21 protein-coding genes are annotated in these 20,645 nt (G+C 62.5%); 10 read left to right on the top strand and 11 right to left on the bottom strand.

The window, feature by feature from the left end:
* Positions 1–63: 63 nt before the first annotated feature.
* The 7 genes from dacB to AC3WKX_RS10745 form a co-directional block, all read right to left on the bottom strand.
* Positions 64–1,524, bottom strand: coding sequence for a D-alanyl-D-alanine carboxypeptidase/D-alanyl-D-alanine endopeptidase (dacB, locus tag AC3WKX_RS10715; protein ID WP_102605018.1), 1,461 nt, complete (start codon positions 1,522–1,524; stop codon positions 64–66).
* 101 nt (positions 1,525–1,625) lie between these two features.
* Complete coding sequence (locus AC3WKX_RS10720) at positions 1,626–4,052, bottom strand: TonB-dependent siderophore receptor (protein WP_102605019.1); 2,427 nt, start codon at positions 4,050–4,052, stop codon at positions 1,626–1,628.
* 110 nt (positions 4,053–4,162) lie between these two features.
* Positions 4,163–5,098, bottom strand: a complete 936-nt coding sequence (locus AC3WKX_RS10725; protein WP_008435631.1) for a glutathione S-transferase family protein — start codon at positions 5,096–5,098, stop codon at positions 4,163–4,165.
* 75 nt (positions 5,099–5,173) lie between these two features.
* Positions 5,174–5,449: a GIY-YIG nuclease family protein gene (locus tag AC3WKX_RS10730; protein WP_003216354.1), complete on the bottom strand. Its 276-nt coding sequence runs from the start codon at positions 5,447–5,449 to the stop codon at positions 5,174–5,176.
* 36 nt (positions 5,450–5,485) lie between these two features.
* Positions 5,486–5,956: a nuclear transport factor 2 family protein gene (locus AC3WKX_RS10735; RefSeq protein WP_008435632.1), complete on the bottom strand. Its 471-nt coding sequence runs from the start codon at positions 5,954–5,956 to the stop codon at positions 5,486–5,488.
* A 100-nt stretch (positions 5,957–6,056) separates the two neighbouring features.
* A complete protein-coding gene (locus AC3WKX_RS10740; RefSeq protein WP_102605020.1) occupies positions 6,057–6,692 on the bottom strand; it encodes a response regulator in 636 nt (211 codons plus the stop codon).
* A 200-nt stretch (positions 6,693–6,892) separates the two neighbouring features.
* Entirely contained in the window at positions 6,893–7,627 is a 735-nt protein-coding gene (locus AC3WKX_RS10745) for a response regulator (protein WP_003216349.1), read from the bottom strand.
* Between the two features lie 504 nt (positions 7,628–8,131).
* Here AC3WKX_RS10745 and AC3WKX_RS10750 point away from each other — a divergent pair.
* From AC3WKX_RS10750 to AC3WKX_RS10785, 8 genes are all read left to right on the top strand, one after another.
* Positions 8,132–8,761: a DUF1120 domain-containing protein gene (locus AC3WKX_RS10750; protein ID WP_102605021.1), complete on the top strand. Its 630-nt coding sequence runs from the start codon at positions 8,132–8,134 to the stop codon at positions 8,759–8,761.
* A gap of 45 nt (positions 8,762–8,806) precedes the next feature.
* The gene (locus AC3WKX_RS10755; protein ID WP_032899438.1) at positions 8,807–9,424 is read left to right on the top strand and encodes a DUF1120 domain-containing protein; all 618 of its coding nucleotides are present in this window, start codon (positions 8,807–8,809) and stop codon (positions 9,422–9,424) included.
* Positions 9,425–9,467: 43 nt separating this feature from the next.
* On the top strand, positions 9,468–10,097 hold the full coding sequence (locus AC3WKX_RS10760; protein WP_008435636.1) for a DUF1120 domain-containing protein: 630 nt from the start codon (positions 9,468–9,470) through the stop codon (positions 10,095–10,097).
* 64 nt (positions 10,098–10,161) lie between these two features.
* Positions 10,162–10,788 carry a DUF1120 domain-containing protein gene (locus AC3WKX_RS10765; RefSeq protein WP_256343963.1) on the top strand — a complete coding sequence of 209 codons (627 nt, stop codon included), beginning with the start codon at positions 10,162–10,164 and terminating at the stop codon, positions 10,786–10,788.
* A gap of 28 nt (positions 10,789–10,816) precedes the next feature.
* Positions 10,817–11,515, top strand: coding sequence for a fimbria/pilus chaperone family protein (locus AC3WKX_RS10770; protein ID WP_008435638.1), 699 nt, complete (start codon positions 10,817–10,819; stop codon positions 11,513–11,515).
* Positions 11,516–11,656: 141 nt separating this feature from the next.
* A complete protein-coding gene (locus tag AC3WKX_RS10775; RefSeq protein WP_102605023.1) occupies positions 11,657–14,026 on the top strand; it encodes a fimbria/pilus outer membrane usher protein in 2,370 nt (789 codons plus the stop codon).
* 11 nt (positions 14,027–14,037) lie between these two features.
* Entirely contained in the window at positions 14,038–15,165 is a 1,128-nt protein-coding gene (locus tag AC3WKX_RS10780; protein WP_102605024.1) for a DUF1120 domain-containing protein, read from the top strand.
* Positions 15,166–15,180: 15 nt separating this feature from the next.
* Positions 15,181–15,831: a DUF1120 domain-containing protein gene (locus AC3WKX_RS10785; RefSeq protein WP_087692824.1), complete on the top strand. Its 651-nt coding sequence runs from the start codon at positions 15,181–15,183 to the stop codon at positions 15,829–15,831.
* Here AC3WKX_RS10785 and AC3WKX_RS10790 read toward each other — a convergent pair.
* Positions 15,828–17,108, bottom strand: a complete 1,281-nt coding sequence (locus AC3WKX_RS10790; RefSeq protein ID WP_003216332.1) for a CynX/NimT family MFS transporter — start codon at positions 17,106–17,108, stop codon at positions 15,828–15,830. The two genes, AC3WKX_RS10785 and AC3WKX_RS10790, sit on opposite strands and share 4 nt — an antisense overlap.
* A complete protein-coding gene (locus AC3WKX_RS10795; protein WP_003216331.1) occupies positions 17,098–17,757 on the bottom strand; it encodes a FadR/GntR family transcriptional regulator in 660 nt (219 codons plus the stop codon). The genes AC3WKX_RS10790 and AC3WKX_RS10795 overlap by 11 nt, the downstream gene beginning before the upstream one ends.
* Positions 17,758–17,916: 159 nt before the next feature.
* Here AC3WKX_RS10795 and AC3WKX_RS10800 point away from each other — a divergent pair, with 159 nt between their 5' ends.
* Together AC3WKX_RS10800 and AC3WKX_RS10805 are read left to right on the top strand one after the other, a co-directional pair.
* Complete coding sequence (locus tag AC3WKX_RS10800; protein ID WP_003216329.1) at positions 17,917–18,228, top strand: type II toxin-antitoxin system MqsR family toxin; 312 nt, start codon at positions 17,917–17,919, stop codon at positions 18,226–18,228.
* The gene (locus AC3WKX_RS10805) at positions 18,225–18,707 is read left to right on the top strand and encodes a type II toxin-antitoxin system MqsA family antitoxin (protein ID WP_003216327.1); all 483 of its coding nucleotides are present in this window, start codon (positions 18,225–18,227) and stop codon (positions 18,705–18,707) included. Before AC3WKX_RS10800 ends, AC3WKX_RS10805 begins: the two co-directional genes overlap by 4 nt.
* A gap of 61 nt (positions 18,708–18,768) precedes the next feature.
* Here the strand turns inward: AC3WKX_RS10805 and AC3WKX_RS10810 are convergent, their stop codons facing one another.
* A complete protein-coding gene (locus tag AC3WKX_RS10810; protein WP_003171943.1) occupies positions 18,769–19,533 on the bottom strand; it encodes an amino acid ABC transporter ATP-binding protein in 765 nt (254 codons plus the stop codon).
* 10 nt (positions 19,534–19,543) lie between these two features.
* Entirely contained in the window at positions 19,544–20,641 is a 1,098-nt protein-coding gene (locus tag AC3WKX_RS10815) for an amino acid ABC transporter permease (protein WP_003216325.1), read from the bottom strand.
* Positions 20,642–20,645 lie beyond the last annotated feature (4 nt).

The raw sequence follows: 20,645 nt of genomic DNA on the forward strand, positions 1-20,645 counted from the left end.
ACATCTGTTGACTGTCACACCGCATTCGCGAGCAAGCCCGCTCCCACCTTTGATCTTCGGTGCTCAATAGTCCGTGCTGTTGGCCAGTGCCGTGGCCAGGCGGTTTTCCAGCGCCTTGACCCGCGCGCCTGCGACCACGTAATTGTTGGTCACCATCGAAAACACCAGCTTGCGCCCATTGGCATCGGTGACATACCCAGTCAACGACGACACGCCACTCATGGAGCCGGTCTTGCCGTGCAGGTTGTTTTCCGCAGCGGTGCCCCGCAGGCGGTAACGCAGGCTGCCGCCCACCAGTCGCTGCGGATTACCGGCAACCGGCAACGCGTTGTACCAGGCGTTGAACCAGGGCTGTTTGCTGGCGGCCAGCAGCACATCCGTGAGGTTCTGCGACGACACCAGGTTACGCCGGGACAACCCTGAACCGTCCACCTGGTTCAACGTCGCCGTATCAATCCCCTGACGCTTCAGGAACCCGGCCACCGCCGCCACACCGGCAGGCGCCGTACCGGCATTCACGGTCTTGCGCCCCATGCTCTTGAGCAAGGCTTCAGACATGTTGTTATTGGAAAGCTTGAGCAACGGCGTGATCAGTTCCTGCAACGGCGCCGACTCATGCAGCGCGAGCACCGTCGCCGTGGTCGGCGTCACACCCCCGATCATCCGACGCCCCTGCACGACAATCCCCTGCTGCGCCAAGGCCTGTTCAAACAGGTTGGCCACCAGTTGCGTCGGCTCCCACACACTGACCAGTTGCGGGCTCTGCCTGCCCGGCGCCAACGCGCCACTGAGGCGCAACAGGTTGGTGCCGTGCTGGCGATTGATTCCATAGCTGTTGCCTGCGCCGCTGACCGCACGGTTGCTGAGCTGCACGTAATCGGTAGCCGGGCTGATCTCCACCGTCACCGGGCGCCCTGCCACGACCGGCGCCCTGGCCGTGACCAGCAGGGAGCCCGCATCAAAGTCGTCATTGGGCGACACCGTCAGCGCCGAAATCTGCGCGCCGTAGTAGGTGCTTTCATCGTCCTGGGACCAGTCGGTGCCCAGGCGCTCGGCGTCGAAGAACGTGTCGTCGAACACCAGGTCGCCCCGCACCTGCCGGATGCCCTGCTGCGCCAGGTTGGCCGCCAGCGCCTGGTAATCCGCCCACTGGATCGTCGGGTCGCCCAGGCCGCGCAGGTAGAGGTTGCCGTCAAGCACCGCGCCCTGGCGGATGCCGTCGCTCAACAGTTGCGTGGAAAACCGATACTGCGGCCCCAGCACATCCATCGCCGCCGCAGTGGTCAACAGCTTGAGGCTCGAAGCCGGGCTCAGCCGTGTGCGTGGGTTGTGCTGGTAGAGCGTGTTGCCGCTGCGGGCATCGCGCACCATCAGCGACACGCTGGCGCCGTGCAGTGCCGGGTCGGCCAGCAACTGGTCGAGACTGGCGCTGGTGGAGGTTTTCGGCGCCGTGGCGCAACCGCCCAGCAACAAGCTCAAGCCCAGCAGCAGCCCGCCGGTGTGTATCCATCGTCCCAACCGCATCGCTATCGTGTTCCCGCAAAGTCATTAATGGCGGCCACGCTAGCAGCTCGACAACCGTATGGCGAGGCAGCCGGCTACCGCGCCATAGGGTGTAGCCGAATTTAGAACGTCAGAGTGCTGGACACCGACACCTGCCGCGCATCGCCGATGGACACGAACTGGGTGTTCACGGCCGAGGTGTAATAGGTGCGGTCAAACAGGTTCTTCACGTTGAGCTGGAACTTGACCTTCTGCCCCTCGATTTTAGTGTCATAGGTGGCGAACGCATCGGCCACGGTGTAGCCCGGCAGTTCGAAGCTGTTGGCCGCGTCCCCTGCTCGCTCGCCGACATAACGTGCCCCGGCGCCGACCCGCAGTTGGTCGCCACCGAGAATGCTGCCGAAGTCATACACCGCCGACAGCGAGCCGGTGTTCTTCGCCACGTTTTGCAGGCGATTACCTTTGTATTCCGGGTCTTCGGTAACCTCTGCATCGGTGTAGGCATAGCTGCCGATCACGCTCCACTTATCCGTCAGTTGGCCGCTGGCATCCAGTTCCAGGCCTCGGGAGCGCACTTTGCCGGCGACGCTGTAGACCGAGGTCAAGCCATCGCCGACCTGCACCAGCACGTTGCGTTTTTCGATGTTGAACAGGGCGGCGCTGGCGGTGATGCGCCCCGGTATATCGAGCTTGGTCCCCAACTCCCAGGACTTCGACTGCTCCGGCTCAAGGCTGCCATCCAGCACACTTTTGTTCGCCAGCGGTGCGATGGTGGAGTTGGGCTTGAACGACTCGGTGTAGCTGCCATAGAACGACAGCTCGTCAGTGTAGCGGTACACCAGGCCCGCGCGTGGCACCCACTTCTGGCCATTGCCGTCGGTGTTGGCGGTGAACGGGACACCCTTGCCGGCGTATTGGTCGTACATCTGATAACGCGCGCCGCCCACCAGGATCCACTGGTCAGTGAGGTGGATCGCATCCTGCAGGAACAGCGAGTCGCTGCGCAACAGGTCCGTCTGGTTGCTGTCCGGCGCGCTGACGGTGGTGCCCGCCACTTCATTGCCATAGACCGGATCGTTGTAGTTGAACGTGCCACGGGGCGCCTGGCGGATCAGGTCGGCCCGGTAGATCTTGCGGTACTCGTCATCCAGGCCGAAGGTCAGGTCGTGCTGCATGCCCGCGACGTTGACCTTGCCTTCAAGGCTGGCGGTGGCGAAGCGGTCGGTGGTCAGTGCGCCCTGGGTGCCGTCCATGCTGCGGGTCAGGGTGCCATTGGCGTTGACCTTGACCACACGCACCTGGCTGGCGTCGTAGGTCTCGCGGTTCCAGCTGTAGCCGAAGTGGGCTTTCCAGTCGTCATTCAAATCGTGGTCGGCCTCGAAGCGGTACAGGTCGGAGCTGCCTTCCATGTTGTTGAAGGGCTCGTCCAGGCGGCGAGTCGACGGGATGTTGAGCGGGTGGTTGGTCTTGGGGTCGATGGCGGTGCCCCGGTCAAACGGCGAGAGAAACTCCCGGTGCTCATAGGCAAACAACAGCTTGGTGTTGTCGCCGTACCAGGCCAGCGACGGTGCGATCAGGCTCTCGCGGTGAGTGCCGTAGTTGCGCCAGTAATCTTCGTCTTCGTGATCGACGATCAAGCGGTACGCCAACCCGCTGTCACCGATGGGCCCTGTGGTGTCGAGGTTGCCGCCGCTGCCGTTCTTGCCGTCGCCAAAGGTCGAGCCGCGCACGGTCAGCGAGGTGGATTGGATCAGCTCGGGTTTCTTGCTGACGATATTGACCACGCCGCCCGGATCCTGGATGCCATACAGCAACGACGACGGGCCCTTGAGCACTTCGACGCGCTCGGCGGTGGAATTCAGCGCGCGGCCCTGCACCAGCGGCATGCCGTCCTGCATGATCGAACCGTTTCGGTTGTCACCAAAACCCCGCAGCATCACCGCGTCCTGGGTGCTGCCCAAGGTGTTGGCCTGGGTGATGCCACTGATGTTGGTCAGGGCATCGTCGAGGTTGCGCGGCTGTTGATCGCGCATCACCTGGGCCGGTACAACGTTGACAGTCTGTGGGGTTTCCAGCAGCAGGCCGTGGGAACGCATCACCGAACTGGTGGGCGGCGGCTGATAGCTGGTGGTATCCGAGGCCAGGGCGGCACCGTTGATGGTGGTGGCGCCGAGGTTCAGCGCGCCGTCGGTGGGCAGCGGTTCCAGGGCCAGGGTGCGGGCGTCGACCTGGCGGAAGGTGAAGCCGGAATTACCCAGCAGGCGTTGCATGGCCTGGGCCGCACTCATCTGCCCGGTGATGGCCGGGGCCTTGATGGCGTACGGCGCTTCGTCGGTGTAGACCACGCTGATGCCGGTCACCCGGGTGAAGTCGCTCAAGGCCTGGGGCAGCGGCTTGGCGGCCAGGGCAAAGTTGAACAGCGTGCTCTGCTGCTGCGCCTCGGCCGCCTGCGCCACGCCCAGGGGCAACAGCGCCAGCCCCGAAACTGCCAATACCGAGGCTCCCAGCCAATGTTTAACCGAACCCGCCGACGTTGCCCTGGACTTCATGCTTGAGAACCCGTGTGTAAAAAACGCTGTTAATGCGAATTAATCGCAGTTTCAAGCACTACACGGATGGCCGACAGCTTTACCTCACACCGATTTGAAAATAATTTCAGTCACGCCGGTTGGATCCGAAATCCGAAGCGCGGAACGTGCACATGCACGGTGCCGGCGCGGTCATCGGTGCGCCGCAGAATCAGCTCTTCGCGGCCGGCAAACAGCAACTCCCCGGCCACCGGATCGGTGCCGTAGTCGGTGGCGCTGATGGTCACTTGCTGGCCGGGCTTGAAGCCGTTCGGGTCTTCGAAGATTTCTTCCGGCAGGTTGGCCGGCGTGGCATTGCGCGCGACTTCCAGGGCTTGCTCGGCGCTCATCTGGCTCGACGTGCCATGACCGAAACCCAACACCCGGGCGAGCCAGGCGGCCACCGCAGGATAGGTTTCCACCAGCGGCGAGGTCACCGACGATCCCATGAGGAACCACAGCGGGTGCGCCAGGGCGAAGTCGGCAATCGACGGCTCGCCGAACAGGAAGTCGCCCTGCTGGTGCTGCAACTGCTGATTGATACGACCGATGATCACCGGCCATTGATGCTTGGCCTGATCCAGTTGCACACGGGTGGCCGTGCCGCCACTGAACAATTTGCTGCGGTCGGCCACCAGCACCTGGAGCATTTCCGGCGGCACTTTGGCGAACTTGACCGCCAGGGATTCCGGCTGGAACACCAGGCTCACGGCATGGGAGAACACCGTCGAATCAGCCCAGGCGGCGAAGCTTTGGCTGACCAGCTCCAGGCCTTGGGGAAACAGCGCCGGCGCGGACTTTTCCTGCTCCAGGCGGCGGGCGATCAGTGCGGTGTCGCAGTAGATATCGGCGCCCACCTGCAACACCGGGGTCTTGCGATAACCACCGGTGAGGGCCGTCAAGTCAGGCTTGGGCATCACCGGCGAGATGTGCACCGAACGCCAGGACAAGCCCTTGAAGCCCAGCAACAGGCGGGCCTTTTCGGCAAATGGGGATTGCGGGTAGTGGTGCAGGATCAACTCAGTCATGCCAGGCTCCGCTCAATGAGTGAGCGTCCAGCTTAGCCTGCAAACCCGGCAAAGGCGCGCATGGGAACCTATCAGTCAAACTGATGGGCCGATCGCCGCCAGGCACTCCTTGGCGCTTTTCTTGAGTTTCTTGATCAGCCGTTCCTGGCGCAGCGCCTCGGCCTTGCTGATGCATGCCTCGGTGTACACCAGCGCCACGGCGGGGCTTGAGAGAAAAAACCGTGCGCCCTTGCCACTCTGGTGCATGGCAAAGCGGCGCACCGGGTCATTGCTGATACCGCAATAGAGCGAGCCATTGGCGGCGCGCACCAGGTAGACAAACCACGGTTTGGCTTCAGAAGGAGTCGTCACGGATCAATTCGGCAAACCAAAGGAACGCCAATCTTATCAACGACTGGCCTGGAACGCCTTCAACCCTTTCAGCGCCTGGGCCCGCACGGCGTTTTTCACCAGCGGCGTCCAGCCCAGCAACAGGCCTTTGGTGCCCAACGCCTGCCGCGACCAGCGCCACAGGTCAAAGTGGTCGTGATGCTCGCAGATCTTGCCGTCACGAAACACAAAGCGCGCCCGGATATCGTTGACCACGGTGTTGCCCGTCGCGCTGAACAGGTAGGTCGCCACCCAATGGGCGCTGCCGGTGATTTCATCGCTGCGCACACTGTCGAAGGTCAGGGAAAAGTCCTTGGCCCGGGTGGTCAGCATGCGCCACATGTCGCCGGCATCACGGCCACGCAGTTCACCGAATGCCGGGTCGCTGAACACCACGTCGTCGCTGTAGCAGGCGCTCATGGCCTCGGCATCCAGGCGCTGGAAGGCACTGTAGAACTCGGTGATCAAGGCGTTATGGGCGTCGCTCATGGGCAGGTTCCGCAAAAGAAGTTGGGATGGCCGGTACGATAATCCCCAAGGCCGGGGAACACTACTGGCATCAACGCCAGGAATACCTCATCCCGTCCCTTCAGGGCACCATTCCGCTGCTGCGAGCATAGTGGAACAAATCCACATCGGTGGAGATACACAGCCGGTTCATCGCGGTACTTTTCTGTTTGCTGATGGTGGAGATGCTGCGATTGACCCGCGCGGCAATCTGGCTGACGGTCATGCCGCTGGCCAGCATGCGCACCACTTCGCGTTCCTTGCCCGACAGTTGCGGCGGTTGTGATTGATCGCCCGTGCCGGCCTGCACCAACTGGGTCCGCAGGGACTCGCTGACGAAGGTCTTGCCCTCGCAGACTTCCTTGATGGCCGTGGGCAACTCCTTGGCCGACGCACTCTTGGCGACAATGCCTCGGGCGCCCTCGGCGAACGAGGCACGCAGGGTGGCGATATTGGCGAACATCGTCACCAGGATCACCGGCACCCCGGGGTATTGGCGTTGCAACAAGCCCAACAACACATAGCCGTCAGCCTGATGCCCGCCCGGCATGGCGAAGTCCGTCACCAGCACATCGCAAGGGGTGCTGCCCAGTACCCGCAACAGCTCATCCGGGCCGTTGGCCTCACCGACCACCTTGCACTTGCCGTTGGCCTCGATCACCACCTTCTGCCCGATCCGAACAATGGGATGATCGTCAGCAATAATTACGCGAAGCATAGAAATCCATGAGTGATGGCAAATTGATTTGCGCAAAATAACCCTGTCCGTCCCGGGCAACAACCGCCCACCTGGGAGCGGTTTTCAATGGCGTCCCGTGTTCTTAAGCGGGTGATTTTTTACCTACAACAAAAAAGGAAACCACCTACAAACTAAGCCCACAGACAGAGGTAATACCCCCTACAGAATCGCTGAAAATGTCATAAATCTGTCAAATAGCGCAGATACACCAGCAGGTCCTGGTCGAACCGCTGCAATGCCCGCCTGTTGCACCGGATCCCGTGCTTGCGCACCTGTTCGATCAACTCCCCCGCACAGCGATCCAGCTCCGTCTCGCCAAAAAACGCCAGGCTTCCCGCCAGGCGATGCAGGCAGTCGACCAATGCATGCGGGTCGACGATGCGGCAAGCCTGTACCAGGCCTGCGTAATCAGCCTCGGCCTCGCGCACCAGGGTGCGCAACATCTGGTTCACCACCTGTTCATCGCCAAATGTCCTGATCAGTTCGGCACGAGTCGGCCAGTGCGCCCCGGCGCAGGCTGTGGCAGGCGGGTTCGTACTGGCGCCCGGCGGCTGTGGCAGCCACTGCTCCAGCACCCCGCGCAATTGTTCCAGGGTCAGCGGTTTGAGCAGCCAGGCATCCATGCCGGCCTCGAGGCAGCGGCGCGCATCGTCCGCAGAGAGTTTGGCGGTCAAGGCAATGATCGGCACACGCGGGCGGCTGTGTACGGCCTCTCGCCGCCTGATCTCACGAGCCATGCTATAGCCATCCAGCACCGGCATGCGGCAATCGCTGATCACCAGGTCGAAATGCCGCAGGGCGATGGCGGTCAACGCGGCCTGCCCGTTGCACACCAGTTCGTGATCGACTTCGAATTTTTGCAGGAACCAGCCCATCAAGGCGCGATAGGCCTGATGGTCCTCGACGATCAGCACGCTCAGGTGCTTCCAGTGAACAGGAGGACTGCGCCATGGCACCGTTTGCTGCCTGGGGGCGTCGTCAGCAAACACGCTTGGCATCATGGCCACCTCGATATCGGCGCCGACCTGCCAGGGCCATCAGACGGCCCTGGCATATCGTCTAGTGAGGGTGCGCTTGACGGTGATCCTTAACCCATCCGCCTGGCACCCATTACCGAATCAAGCTATCCACATGAATACCACTCTTGCGATACAAGAACTACGAAAAGACAGTTTTTCCTACAGCTCCGCCCACCTATTCCGACTTGACGCAGGCGAGCTAGAGGGATAGCGGATTGTCGTAATTCTTGTATTTCCCCACCTCTCCCCCGGCGCTAAATTGCGCCCCACCCCAAGAGGGCAATCCGCCAACTCACCTGGCGGCCAACTATCCGAACTGACCCGACGCCCAACCGCGCCTCTTTCTGCGCTGCGGTGAGCTGCACCCGTCAGTTGATCCAACACCGAGACAATACAACCATGAACAAGCACCTGATCGCCGTCGCCAGCGCCCTGCTGATCACTGGCACCGCCCCCGCCTTCGCCGCCAGCACCGTGGACCTGACAGTCAAGGGCATCATCACCCCGAATGCCTGCACGCCGAGCCTGTCCAGTGGCGGGGTGATCGACCACGGCAAGATGTCGGCCAAGGACCTTTACCCAGACAGGATCTATCCGCTGCCAAAGGTCACTTTGCAAATGACCGTGACCTGCGATGCGCCGGTGATCTTCGCCCTCAAGGCGACCGACAACCGTATTGGCTCCGGCAGCGGCAGCGGCTTCGGGCTGGGCTTTATCAACGGCACGCAAAAGCTGGGTTCCTACAGCTTGACCCTTGGCGCCACCGGTAGCCCGCCCCAGGCCGACGGCGAAACCGTGCAAGCCATCGGGTCTTTCGACAATGGCGTCACCTGGGAGCGTTGGAACAGCTTTGAAACCGGCACCTATCTCTCGGTCGCCACCCTGGCAGACGCCAGCACCCCGCGTGCCACCCAGCAACTGGTCACCCCCGTGGCCTACAGCGGCTACATCAACCGCACCGACGGCCTGGACCTGAGCAACGAAGTCAATATCGACGGCTCGGCCACCATTGAAGTGCTCTACCTGTAACCCACCTTCGCCCCTGACCTGCAACCAAAAAGGTGCTGCTCGATGATGAATTCCTCACCCGCTGTCTTCCTCGCCACGTTGCTGCTGGCCCCCACCGTACTGGCCGCCAGCAGTACCGACTTCGCCGTCACGGGCACCATCACACCCAATGCCTGTGAACCCATGCTCTCCGGCGGAGGCGTGGTGGATTACGGAAAAATGCCGGCCAAGGAACTCAACACCGACAGCCCTACCTCACTGCTGCCAGAGACCATGCAAATGGAAGTCCTGTGTGAAGCGCCAACGTTCATCGCGCTGAGCACGATCGATAACCGCGCCGGCACTTCGGCAATTAACGACTACTGGCATGGCCTGGGGCTGACGGACAGTGGCGAAAAACTTGGCGCCACCGCATTCGGCCTGCTCAACCCGGTCGCGGACGGCGTCACGGTCAAGACGATCAACTCGACCGATGGCGGGGTGACCTGGCTCCCGTCGATTTACCTGGGCCACTACACCCAGACCTCGGTCGCCACCAACGGCGGTGCGAACACCCCGATTGCGATACGGCAATTCAGTGCCGACCTGCGCGTGTACACGATGGTCGACGGCACCGACCGCCTGACCGTGCTCGACGAAGTGCCGCTGGACGGCCATGCCACCGTGCAACTGAAGTACCTGTAACCCTTTATTCAACCGGCCCCACTCGAAAGGAAACGTGTGCCCCATGAAACTTACGCTCAATGCCCTGGCCACCGCGCTGCTGCTCAGCACCAGCGCCTCTGCCCTGGCGGCGTCCACCGTCGACCTGACTGTCAAAGGGGTGATTACCCCCAACGCCTGCACACCTGGCCTGTCCGGCGGAGGGATGGTGGACTACGGCAAGATCTCCGCCAAAGACCTGAACCTCACGACCCCCAAACAACTGCCACGCACCACCTTGCAACTGACCATCACCTGCGACGGCGGCACCCTCTTTGCCGTCAAGGGCACCGACAACCGCGCCGGGTCCAACTCCAGCGGCGGCACCTACGGCCTGGGGTTGATCAACGGTACGCAGAAGCTGGGGGCCTACGACCTGATGCTGAATAACGCAGTCGCAGACTCTGTCGCCGTCACGGTGCTGGAATCCGGGGATAACGGCACGACCTGGGCAGAGTCGGCGGACGCGATCCTGCCACCCAGCGCATTGGCGGCTTTCGGCGATAGAACCTCGGGCACCTGGCTGCCGGTGCCGATCCAGCAAGTCGTCAGCGACCTGGTGGTGTACGCGCAGATCGCCCGGGCCGACAGCCTGGACCTGAGCGATGAACACCCGATCGACGGCTCGGCCACGCTGGAAGTGAAGTACCTGTAAACCCGCGGCCTCGCCGTTCGCAGCGAGGCGCCTTACTTGCACCGAACACATTGAAGACCGAATGATGAACAGAACCCTACGCCTGTGCACGGCGCTGTTATTGCTCAACACCGGCTCTAGCGTGTTTGCCAGCACCGCCACCGAGATGACCCTGTCGGGCCTGGTCACCCCCAGTTCCTGCACCATCGCGCTCTCCGGCAGCGGCATCATCGACCACGGCACCATCCCTGCCCATCTCCTCAACCAGGTGGCTCCCACCCCGTTGCCCACCCAATGGCTGGAGGTAGAGATCCACTGCAGCGGCCCCTTGTTGTTTGGCCTGATTGGCCTGGACAGCCGCGAAGATTCGTCTGCCGCACCGGACACTACCTACGGCCTGGGGAGAAACCCCAACGCGCCCGCGGAGCAGTTGGGTTACGTCGACCTGGCGTTCGAAGCGGCGCAAGGAGACGGCCAGGCCATGCAGTCACTTGTGTCAAACCCCGAAGGCGGCCTCTGGGCTCCCCAACCGGCTATCCACCCCAAGACCCTGATGGGCTTTGCCCGTCCCGGCCGACCGTTTCCGGAACCCATCGTCACCCTGACCACCCGGATTCGTGCACAGACCACCATCCACCCGGCGAACCGTCTGACCCTCAGGCAAGACGTTCCCCTCGATGGCTCACTGGTCCTGGATTTGCGTTACCTCTAAGCCCTGTGATCACTTTAGGAACTGCGTCATGAAGACCTATCCAACCTTGCTGGCCCTGGGCTGGCTGCTGAGCACCCAGGCGTTTGCCGACGGCATGGTGCCCGACACCTCGGTGGTGATCGTCAACGAGGCCGACGGCGAAGCTTCAGTGTCGGTGACCAACACCGACGGCAAACTGGCCCTGCTGCACGTCACCCTGGAAGACATTCCGGAAGACACCGAATCGCTGCTGTTCGTCACCCCGCCCCTGTCCCGGGTCGAGGCCGATAAAAGCCAGTTGGTGCGCTTTATCCTGCGCAACCCCACGCCCCTGAAAACCCAACGCCTGAAGCGGGTGATCTTCGAAGGCATGCCCAAGGACCGTGACGCCGCCCAGGCTGGCCATGCGCGGGTGGGCGTGACCGTGCGCCAGAACCTGCCGGTGATCATTCATCCCAAGGGCCTGGCGCCGAACCGCACACCCTGGACCGGGCTGACCTGGTCGTTGAACGCCGGTCACCTGAACGTCGCCAACCCCACGCCTTACGTGGTGCGCCTGGCCCAGGAGCTGCAATTGCTGCCCGGCAAGCAGAGCCTGGTGCTGCCGCGCACTTATGTGTTGCCCGGCGAAACCCTGCGGCTCAGCACGCCCCACACCGCCACGGCCGTACGCCTGCAACCGGCCACCGTGTACGGCTTTGCCGTCGCCGCCTATGAAGCACCGATAACCGCCGCAAACGCTGAATAACGAAGTGACAGCCCTGTGACTGTCACCGGGAAGCCCGCCAACCGTTGCAGGCTTCCATAACCTGAGTGCCTTTACGTGAACACAGTAACCACTGACCCGGCTGGCGAAGCCGTGCCCGACTGTCCTTTACGCCCCGCCCGGATGCGGGCCGCGCTGCCACTGACCATGGCGTTGCTGTCGGCCGATGCCTGGGCCGACGCCTTCGACGCGCAAACCCTGCACCAGCGCGGTATCGACCCGGAGCTGGCCTACCTGCTACTCGACGCACCGCGCTACACCAGCGGCCGCCACGCCGTGAGCCTGACGGTGAACGGCCAGCGCCGTGGCCGCCTTGATGTTCAGTTCGACAGCCAGGGCGCGCTGTGCTTCGACCGCCCGCTGCTGGACGCCGCCGACCTGGTGATACCGGCCCCGCTGGCCGACAGCCACTGCCATGACTTCCTCGGCGAATACCCGCAAACCGTGGTGGAGCAAGACCCCGCCAGCCTGAGCGTGAGCCTGATGGTGCCCACCGATGCCCTGCGCCCGCGCCAACGTGAGCTGTCCGGTTATGAAACCGGAGGGTTCGCCGGCTTGCTCAACTACGACCTCACCGGTTTGTACAACCGTTATGGCGACGACACCAACCGCTTCGGCTCGGCCAATACCGAAGTGGGGTTCAACGCGGGCGACTGGATCGTGCGCAGCCGCCAGGTGCAGACCTGGCAGGATTCCAGGTCTCGCAGCACTCACCTGGAAGCCTATGCCCAGCGCACCTTCGCCGAGCAGCAGGCGGTGTTGCAGGCCGGGCAGATCAACCTCTACAACCCGGTAGTGTCATCGGCGCAGATCACCGGCATGCAACTGTTTACCGAACAGGCCCTGCAGGACCAGGAACAGGGCTCGACCATCAGCGGCATCGCCAACAGCCCGGCCCAGGTCGAGGTGCGCCAGAACGGCGCGCTGATTCACTCCACGGTGGTGCCGGCCGGGCCGTTCTCGCTGACCGACGTGAGGCGCCTGAACACACGCTCCGACGTTGAAGTGACGGTCAAGGAAAGCACCGGCGAAGAGCGACGCTTCACCGTGCCGGCGGCGATGCTCGGCATCGGCTTGCCAGCCCCGGGTTACTCGTTGGGGGCGGGCCGGGTGCGCAATATCGGCGATACGCGCGGCGACGATCCGTGGGTGATCAGTGGCGGCTGGAGCGGCGCCTTGAACCCGCGCCTGAGCCTGGGAGCCGGCGCACTGGCTGCCGAAGACTACCGCGCCACAGGTGCCAGCCTCGGCCTGTTGCCGTGGCCAGACGGCCAGGTACAACTGTCGACCCAGATTGCCGATGCCCAACGCCTGGGTGAACGCGGCGTACAGACCGACCTGAGCCTGTCCCAGCGCCTGGGCCGGCAATGGTCGATCACCGCCGGCGCCTCCCACCGCACCATGGGCTACCGGGAGCTGGAAGACGCCGCCTACTACGATTCGCGGGACGACGAAGGTCGCCTCACCCGCTATCGCGACCAGCAGAGCCTGGCCCTGGGCTGGGCCCATCCATGGCTGGGCGCCTTCAATGCCGGCCTGTCGCGCACCACCACGTTCAACGGCGAAAACAGCAGCCGTGCCCTGGCCTCATGGGGCACCAGCGTGCGCGGCGTGTCGCTGTCGGCCAGTGCCGAGTGGCAGGTCAGCGGCCGGCAGAATAACGAGAACGCGGTGTACCTGAACCTGAGCGTGCCACTGGGTGAGAACCGGCGTGGGCGCTCCTGGGTGCGCAACTCCGGTGGCGAGCATCGCATCGGCCTGGGGGTGAACGAGCAGGTCAACGATCAACTCAGTTACCGGGTCAGCGCCGAGCACGACAGCCGCGACCAACAAGTGGAATCCACCCTCGGCGTGTCCTATCTGCCGCGCTATGCACAACTGGACATGAACTACAGCCGCTCTGACGCCGAGCGCTCCAGCTACCAGGGCGGTGTGCGCGGTGCGGCGGTGGCCCACAGCGGTGGCGTGACCTTCTCGCCTTATCCGGTGCGCGACACCTTTGCGCTGGTGTCTGTCGGCGATATGGCCGGGGTCAAGCTCACTACGCCCAGCGGCCCGGTGTGGACCGACTTCCAGGGCCAGGCCGTGGTACCGCAGGTGTCCGCCTACGGGCGCAGCCCCGTGGAAGTGCAAACCCAGTCGCTGCCGCGCAACGCCGATATCAGCAACGGCCTGGCCGTCATCAGCGCCGGGCGCGGCGCGGTGGATCGCGTGGAATTCGGCGTGGCCCTGACCCGTCGTGCCTTGCTCACAGTGACCACCGACCACGGCACGCCGCTGCCCCGTGGCGCCACGGTGAGTACCGTCGATGGCGAGTTCGTGACCCTGGTGCAGGAAGGCAGCCAGGTGTTCCTGCCGAACGTGCTGGACCCACGCCCCCTGTGGGTCAAGGCACCGGGCATGAGCCGCTGTGAACTGCAGGTTGAACTCGCGGAAAAAGCCGACCCGCAGGTGTATTTCGAAACCGCCCCGGCCCGCTGTGTGACGCCATGAGGAAGACTGTGATGAAGCGATTGTTACTGCTGGGATTGGCCCTGGGCGCCATCGTCCAGAGCCGGGCGCACGCCGACGAATGCCAACTGACCCTAAGCCAGTCGCGCCTGGATTTCGGCGTGATGAACCGCGCCGTGCAGCGCAACCCCGGCGCAGAAATCCTGCTGGGAGAACGCCGCCTGAGCCTCAACCTGAACTGCCCGACGCCCACCGATATGCACGTGTTCTACCGGGCCCTGGCCGCGACCGCCGAGCGCTACCGCTTTACCGAGCGTGGCAGTTACCGCGTGCACATCAGCGATGCGGTACTCGACGGCCAGGCTATTGAACTGGGGTTGACCAGCGGGCAAGGCCAGGCGCCCAGTGCCAGGGGCAGGACACTCGACTGGCGGCCCGACCAGGCCATCGTACCGTTGCGCGACGGTGCGCCGACCACCGGCAGCAGCTTCTCGGCGCAATTGCTGGTCAATGCCTGGGCACAGGCCGACGCCCTGCAAGTGCGCGACGCGCTGACCTGGGAAGCCACCGGCTTGATCGACGCCGTCGCCACCGGCCGCGCCCGGGAGCTGTCGCTGCAAGCCGGCTTCGCTCCGGCGGCCTGCGAGACCACGCTGTCCAACGGCGGCATCATCGACTTTGGCCGTATGTGGTCCAGGAGCCTTAACACCGACAAGGAAACCGGGCTGGTCTCCCGCAGCCTGCTGCTGAGTATCGGCTGCGACGGCCCGACTCATTTCGCCTTGCGCATGCATGACAACCGCAAAGGCTCGGCCACCGGCGGCATCGACGAAACCGCCTACGGCCTGGGAGTGGACGACAGTCGTAATAAAATCGGCCGGTACTTCCTCTATTTCGACCCTTTCGACCTGCGCGCCGATGCCCTGCCCCAGGTATATCGCACCGACTCCACCACCGGTGGCGTGGCCTGGAGCAGCTCCAGCGCCTACCCCATTCCCATCGGCAGCAGCAGTTTGCTCGGCTTTACCGCTCTACCCGGCAGCAATGCCGGCCCGACCGCGATCCAGAACCTGAGTGGGCAGATCAGCGTGCGCGCCGTCCTGTCCCCCATGAACAGCCTGGACCTGCGTACAGAAGTACTGCTCGACGGTTCGGGCACGATTGAAATCATCTACCTCTGATCAAGGAGTATGGTCATGCACCTACGCCAGCGTTCTCTCGCAACACTTGCCCTGCTGACCCTCAGCAGCGGTGCCACGGCAGCCTCCAGTGTCGAACTCGGCGTCACCGGCTTGCTCACTCCCAGTGCCTGTACACCGGCGCTGTCGAGCAACGGGCTGATCGACTACGGCAAGATTTCCCAACAGGAGTTGAACATTGATCGCGGCAAACGCCTGCCGGTGCGCTACCTGAGCGTGACCATCAACTGCGAGGCAGCGACTCGCTACGCCCTGCGCATGAGCGACAACCGCGACGGCACCGCCAACGTCAACAGCGAAATCTACTACGGGCTGGGACTGGACCCGAGCGGCAACAAGATCGGGCTGTACTCCCTGACCTTCGACCCCAAACAGACGGTGATCGACAGCCTGCCTGAGGTTTACGGCACCGAGTCCACCAGCGGCGGGATCGCCTGGCGCACCGCCAACAGCAACCCGATCGACATCGGTTCGCGCAGCTTTCTCGGCTTTACCGACACCGTCGGCAGCACCAGCGGGCCGACGGCCTTCCAGACGCTGAGCAGCTTGGTCAGGGTCGATACGGTGATCGCTGCCAAGAACAATCTCGACCTCAGCAGCGACGTGCATATTGATGGTTCCAGCACCATGGAAGTGCTGTACCTCTAGACTTTTTCGCTGGTCACAGCGACATACCGCGCACGCCCGGCGCCCAGTCCCGCGATGATCGCGCCCAGGCCGATCACCGCGAAAATCCAGCCGGTGGCGTTCCAGCCACCGGTCCAGTCATGCACCAGCCCGACCGCGAACGGCCCCATGGACGCCAGGGTGTAGCCGATGCCCTGGGCCATGCTCGACAGGTTGGCGGCTACATGGGAGTCCCGTGAACGCAGCACGATCAAGGTCAGCGCCAGGCTGAAAGTGCCACCCTGGCCCAGGCCCAGCAGAATCGCCCAGCCCCACAAGCCGTCCAACGGTGCATACAGGCAACCGAACAGGCCGCCCAGGGTCAGCACCATCACCACCACGATGGCCAGGCGCTGGTCCTTGCCGCGGGTGGCCAGCCAGGGCGCAGCCAGGGAACTGGCCAGTTGCACAATCACCGAACCGGAAAGCACCAGGCCCGCCTGGGTGGCGCTCAGGCCACGGCCGATCAGGATCGACGGCAGCCAGCCAAACACAATGTACGCCAGGGAGGATTGCAGGCCCATGTACAGGGTCACCTGCCAGGCCAGCGGATCACGCAACAAGCCCTTCACGCGATAGGCCACCTGGTGCGCGCCGTGTTTCTGGCCGACCTGTGGCAACCAGAACAACGCCGCGACCAACGCCGGGAGAATCCAGAACCCCAGGCCGATGTTCCAGCTGTCGCCGAAGTAATGACTCAGGGGCACCGTGGATCCCGCCGCCAGCGCTGCACCCAGGCACAGGGCCATGGTGTACACGCCGGTCATGGTGCCGGCCTGTTTGGCGAAATCGCGCTTGACGATACCGGGCAACAGCACCCCGATGATGCCGATACTCGCGCCCGCCAGCAGGCTGCCGGCGAACAGCCCGGCCTCACCGAATGAACTGCGCAGGATGATGCCGCCGGCCAGGGTCAGCAGAATGCCCAGCACCACCCGCTCAGCGCCAAAACGCCGGGCCAGGATCGGAGCCAACGGTGCGAACAGGCCCAGGCACAACACGGGCAGCGTCGTCAGCAGCCCAGCCTTGGCCGCCGAGAGCCCCAGGCTATGGGAGACCTCAGCGAGCAGCGGCGCCATGCTCGACAACGCCGGGCGCAGGTTCAGCGCCACCAGGATCAGGCCCAGCAGCAACAACCACGGACGGCTTACCACCGGCGGGCTGTGCTGGACCTCATCGTCATCGGCTTCGGCGTCGATCAGCAGTTCATCAAGGGCATTTTCTGAACGGGGCATGGTGGTCTCGGGTTCAAGGTTCATTGATCAACTGCCGGGACAGGGCCTTGGCGCGTTCCGGGTCCTGTTGCTCCACGGCATCGAGCAAGGCGCCGTGCAGGTCGAATACCGCTTGCCGGCGCGGCTGGATATTCAGGGTCTGGCGCAGTTGCGCGCCGACGATGCTCGAGAAGTACTGATACAGCTCGCTCAAGGCCGGGTTGTGGGCCGCGTCCACCAGGCGTTTGTGGAACACCAGGTCGCAGCTGATGTAGTGCTCAAGATCACCGTGGTAATGGTCGCCGCTGGCGTTGAGGGCCGCGCGCAAAGCGACCAGGTCTTCATCGGTGCGGCGCAACGCGGCCAAGCCGACTGCCTCGACTTCAAGAATCTGCCGCGTCTCCTGCGCCTGAGCCAGGGTGCAGTGGGACAAGGCTTTCATCGCTCCCAGCGGGTCGGTCATGGAGCGCAAATAGCTGCCGTCGCCCTGGCGGATCTCGATCAACCCGGAGAATGCCAATACGCGCATGGCTTCACGCACGGTGTTGCGGCTGATCCCCAACTCGGCAGACAACTCGGGCTCGGTGGGCAGGCGTTCGCCGATGGCCCATACGCCTTGGGTGATGCGCTGGCGCAACTGTTCGAGGGCTTGATCGACGAGGGAGCGTTTGATCAGGGGGGCGATGTCTGTCATGGGTTTCGTCCTTTCATCCAATCATAGGATGAATTTTCCCACAGCCTATTCGGAGTTGCCTACAAAGGCAACGCACTAGGGTTCTTGGGCAGGCAAAGGAGCAGTATTTTCGATTGGTAAAATTACCCTCAGAGGGTAATTATTGGACTCAGGTGTCTTATGGAAAAGTACACACCTCATTACGATCTGGCGGTGATAAAGGCGGATGTCAGGCGGCTTGGAAAGCAAGCATTTACTCAAAGCGCACGCCGTTGCGGCGAGGATCTTGATTTAAGCATCGAACAAATGCAGGCGGTCATTTTCGAGTTGAAAAACACGATGTTGTACAAGTCGATGACCACTCATGACGACCATCGAGTTTGGCAAGATGTGTATCACATTCACTCACATGATCTGGAGATCTACATCAAGGTGACCTACCGCACGGATGGTAAACCTCCGGTGATCTCCTTCAAGGAGAAAAACCCATGAAAACAGAGCAATGCTTCAGCTGCGGCAGGCATGACGGAATGCATCACTTCTCAGGACGTAGCGAAACATCGGAAGTCAAAGGTTTGCATCGCCGTATAGACGATCTGTCTGGATGGGAGTGCCAGGCATGTGGAGAGGTGATCCTGGACCCCGAAGACGCGGAACGCTATTCAGACCACTGCGATGAAATCGTTCACAGTTTCAGGCAGATGGTCGGCACCGAGATGAAGCGCATACGCCGCAAACTGCACCTTTCACAAAAAGAAACGGTACAACTGCTATCGGGTGGCGGCCACAACGCCTTATCTCGTTACGAGCGCGGTGAGGTATTGCCCCCCAAATCCCTGGTAGTCCTGATGCGTTTGCTTGAGCGTCACCCCCACTTGCTGGTCGAAGCAAAAATCCTGAGTGAAGGCGCAGATCTTCGCAATTCCGTGCATACGGTACATAAAGAGCACGAGACCCTGACGACAACTTGATTGATGGCAAAAATAAACCCGGCACCAGGCCGGGTTTATTGTTTCAAGCATTACCCATGGATCAATGCAAAATCTGGCTCAAGAACAACTTGGTCCGATCATTCTGCGGGTTGTCGAAGAAGTCATTCGGCGCCGCCTGTTCAACGATCTCGCCCTTGTCCATGAAGATCACGCGGTTGGCCACGGTGCGCGCAAAGCCCATTTCGTGGGTCACGCAGAGCATGGTCATGCCGTCTTCCGCCAGGCCGATCATGGTGTCCAGTACCTCTTTCACCATTTCCGGATCGAGCGCCGAGGTCGGCTCATCGAACAGCATGATTTTCGGCTTCATGCACAGCGCACGGGCAATCGCCACGCGCTGTTGCTGGCCGCCGGACAACTGCCCCGGAAACTTGTGGGCCTGTTCCGGAATACGCACGCGCTCAAGGTAGTGCATGGCAATTTCTTCAGCCTTGCGCTTGGGCATCTTGCGTACCCACATCGGGGCCAGCGTGCAGTTCTGCAGGATGGTCAGGTGCGGGAACAGGTTGAAGTGCTGGAACACCATGCCGACTTCGCGGCGGATCGCTTCGATCTGCTTGAGGTCGTTGGTCAGTTCCACGCCATCGACCACGATGCGGCCCTGCTGGTGCTCTTCCAGGCGGTTGAGGCAGCGGATGGTGGTGGACTTGCCGGAACCCGACGGCCCGCACAGCACGATACGTTCGCCCTGCTTGACGTTCAGGTTGATGTCTTTCAACACATGGAACTGGCCGTACCACTTGTTGACGCCCTGCATCTGAATAATGCCTTCAGGGCTCACAGGCTGTTTGATCGCTTCACTCATCACAAAACTCCTAACGCTTGTGGCCTGTGTCCAGCTTGTGTTCCAAATGAATGGAATAGCGGGACATACCAAAACAGAAAATCCAGAACACCAGGGCGGCGAACACGTAGCCTTCAGTGGCCATGCCCAACCATTTCGGGTCGGCGGCGGCTTGCTTGACGCTGTTGAGCAGGTCGAACAGGCCGATGATGATCACCAGGCTAGTGTCCTTGAACAACGCGATAAACGTGTTGACGATGCCCGGGATCACCATCTTCAGTGCCTGGGGCAAAATCACCAGGCCCATGCTGCGCCAGTAACCCAGGCCCATCGCGGCCGCAGCCTCGTATTGGCCCTTGGGAATCGCCTGCAAGCCACCGCGCACCACTTCGGCTACATAGGCCGACTGGAACAGGATCACGCCGATCAAGGCCCGCAGCAATTTGTCGATGCCCATGCCTTCCGGCAGGAACAGCGGCAACATTACCGACGACATGAACAGCACCGTGATCAACGGCACGCCGCGCCAGAACTCGATGAAGGTCACGCAGACCACACGAATCGCCGGCATGTTCGAACGCCGACCCAACGCCAGCACGATGCCCAGCGGCAAGGCCCCGGCAATGCCGACGGTGGCGATCACCAGGGTCAGCATCAAGCCGCCCCACTGGCTGGTTGCCACGTTGGTCATGCCGAAGATCCCGCCGTGCAGCAGGAAGTAGGCAACGATCGGGTACACCACCAAAAAACTCAGGCCGTAGACCGCCTTGCGCGTGAAGCGCGAGATGAACAACGGCGCCACACCCACGATGGCCAGCCACACGGTCAGGTCGACGCGCCAGCGCAGGTCGCCGGGGTAGTAGCCGTACATGAACTGCCCGAAGCGCTGTTGGATAAACACCCAGCAGGCGCCCTCCTTGGTGCAGTCGGCGCGGGTGGTACCGACCCAGTTTGCATCGAGGATCGCCCAGTGCAGGATCGGCGGCACGACCAGGTAGATCAGGTAGAACGCCAGCAATGTCAGCAGGGTGTTGAGCCAGCTGGAAAACAGGTTGGCGCGCATCCATGCCATCGGCCCGAACACTTTGTTCGGTGGCGGCATATCAGGTTTGAAAGTATGCGTACTCATGCAG

Source organism: Pseudomonas sp. GP01-A4, from assembly GCF_058780865.1.

Excerpts from the sequence above, each read along its gene's own strand:
- AC3WKX_RS10725 (WP_008435631.1), bottom strand. The coding sequence starts at position 5,098 with ATGACTGAGTTGATCCTGCACCACTACCCGCAATCCCCATTTGCCGAA.
- AC3WKX_RS10770 (WP_008435638.1), top strand. The coding sequence starts at position 10,817 with ATGAAGACCTATCCAACCTTGCTGGCCCTGGGCTGGCTGCTGAGCACC.
- AC3WKX_RS10815 (WP_003216325.1), bottom strand. The coding sequence starts at position 20,641 with ATGAGTACGCATACTTTCAAACCTGATATGCCGCCACCGAACAAAGTG.
- AC3WKX_RS10720 (WP_102605019.1), bottom strand. The coding sequence starts at position 4,052 with ATGAAGTCCAGGGCAACGTCGGCGGGTTCGGTTAAACATTGGCTGGGA.
- AC3WKX_RS10755 (WP_032899438.1), top strand. The coding sequence starts at position 8,807 with ATGAATTCCTCACCCGCTGTCTTCCTCGCCACGTTGCTGCTGGCCCCC.
- AC3WKX_RS10810 (WP_003171943.1), bottom strand. The coding sequence starts at position 19,533 with ATGAGTGAAGCGATCAAACAGCCTGTGAGCCCTGAAGGCATTATTCAG.
- AC3WKX_RS10785 (WP_087692824.1), top strand. The coding sequence starts at position 15,181 with ATGCACCTACGCCAGCGTTCTCTCGCAACACTTGCCCTGCTGACCCTC.
- AC3WKX_RS10735 (WP_008435632.1), bottom strand. The coding sequence starts at position 5,956 with ATGAGCGACGCCCATAACGCCTTGATCACCGAGTTCTACAGTGCCTTC.
- dacB (WP_102605018.1), bottom strand. The coding sequence starts at position 1,524 with ATGCGGTTGGGACGATGGATACACACCGGCGGGCTGCTGCTGGGCTTG.
- AC3WKX_RS10805 (WP_003216327.1), top strand. The coding sequence starts at position 18,225 with ATGAAAACAGAGCAATGCTTCAGCTGCGGCAGGCATGACGGAATGCAT.
- AC3WKX_RS10775 (WP_102605023.1), top strand. The coding sequence starts at position 11,657 with ATGCGGGCCGCGCTGCCACTGACCATGGCGTTGCTGTCGGCCGATGCC.
- AC3WKX_RS10765 (WP_256343963.1), top strand. The coding sequence starts at position 10,162 with ATGAACAGAACCCTACGCCTGTGCACGGCGCTGTTATTGCTCAACACC.
- AC3WKX_RS10760 (WP_008435636.1), top strand. The coding sequence starts at position 9,468 with ATGAAACTTACGCTCAATGCCCTGGCCACCGCGCTGCTGCTCAGCACC.
- AC3WKX_RS10800 (WP_003216329.1), top strand. The coding sequence starts at position 17,917 with ATGGAAAAGTACACACCTCATTACGATCTGGCGGTGATAAAGGCGGAT.
- AC3WKX_RS10795 (WP_003216331.1), bottom strand. The coding sequence starts at position 17,757 with ATGACAGACATCGCCCCCCTGATCAAACGCTCCCTCGTCGATCAAGCC.
- AC3WKX_RS10790 (WP_003216332.1), bottom strand. The coding sequence starts at position 17,108 with ATGAACCTTGAACCCGAGACCACCATGCCCCGTTCAGAAAATGCCCTT.
- AC3WKX_RS10780 (WP_102605024.1), top strand. The coding sequence starts at position 14,038 with ATGAAGCGATTGTTACTGCTGGGATTGGCCCTGGGCGCCATCGTCCAG.
- AC3WKX_RS10740 (WP_102605020.1), bottom strand. The coding sequence starts at position 6,692 with ATGCTTCGCGTAATTATTGCTGACGATCATCCCATTGTTCGGATCGGG.
- AC3WKX_RS10750 (WP_102605021.1), top strand. The coding sequence starts at position 8,132 with ATGAACAAGCACCTGATCGCCGTCGCCAGCGCCCTGCTGATCACTGGC.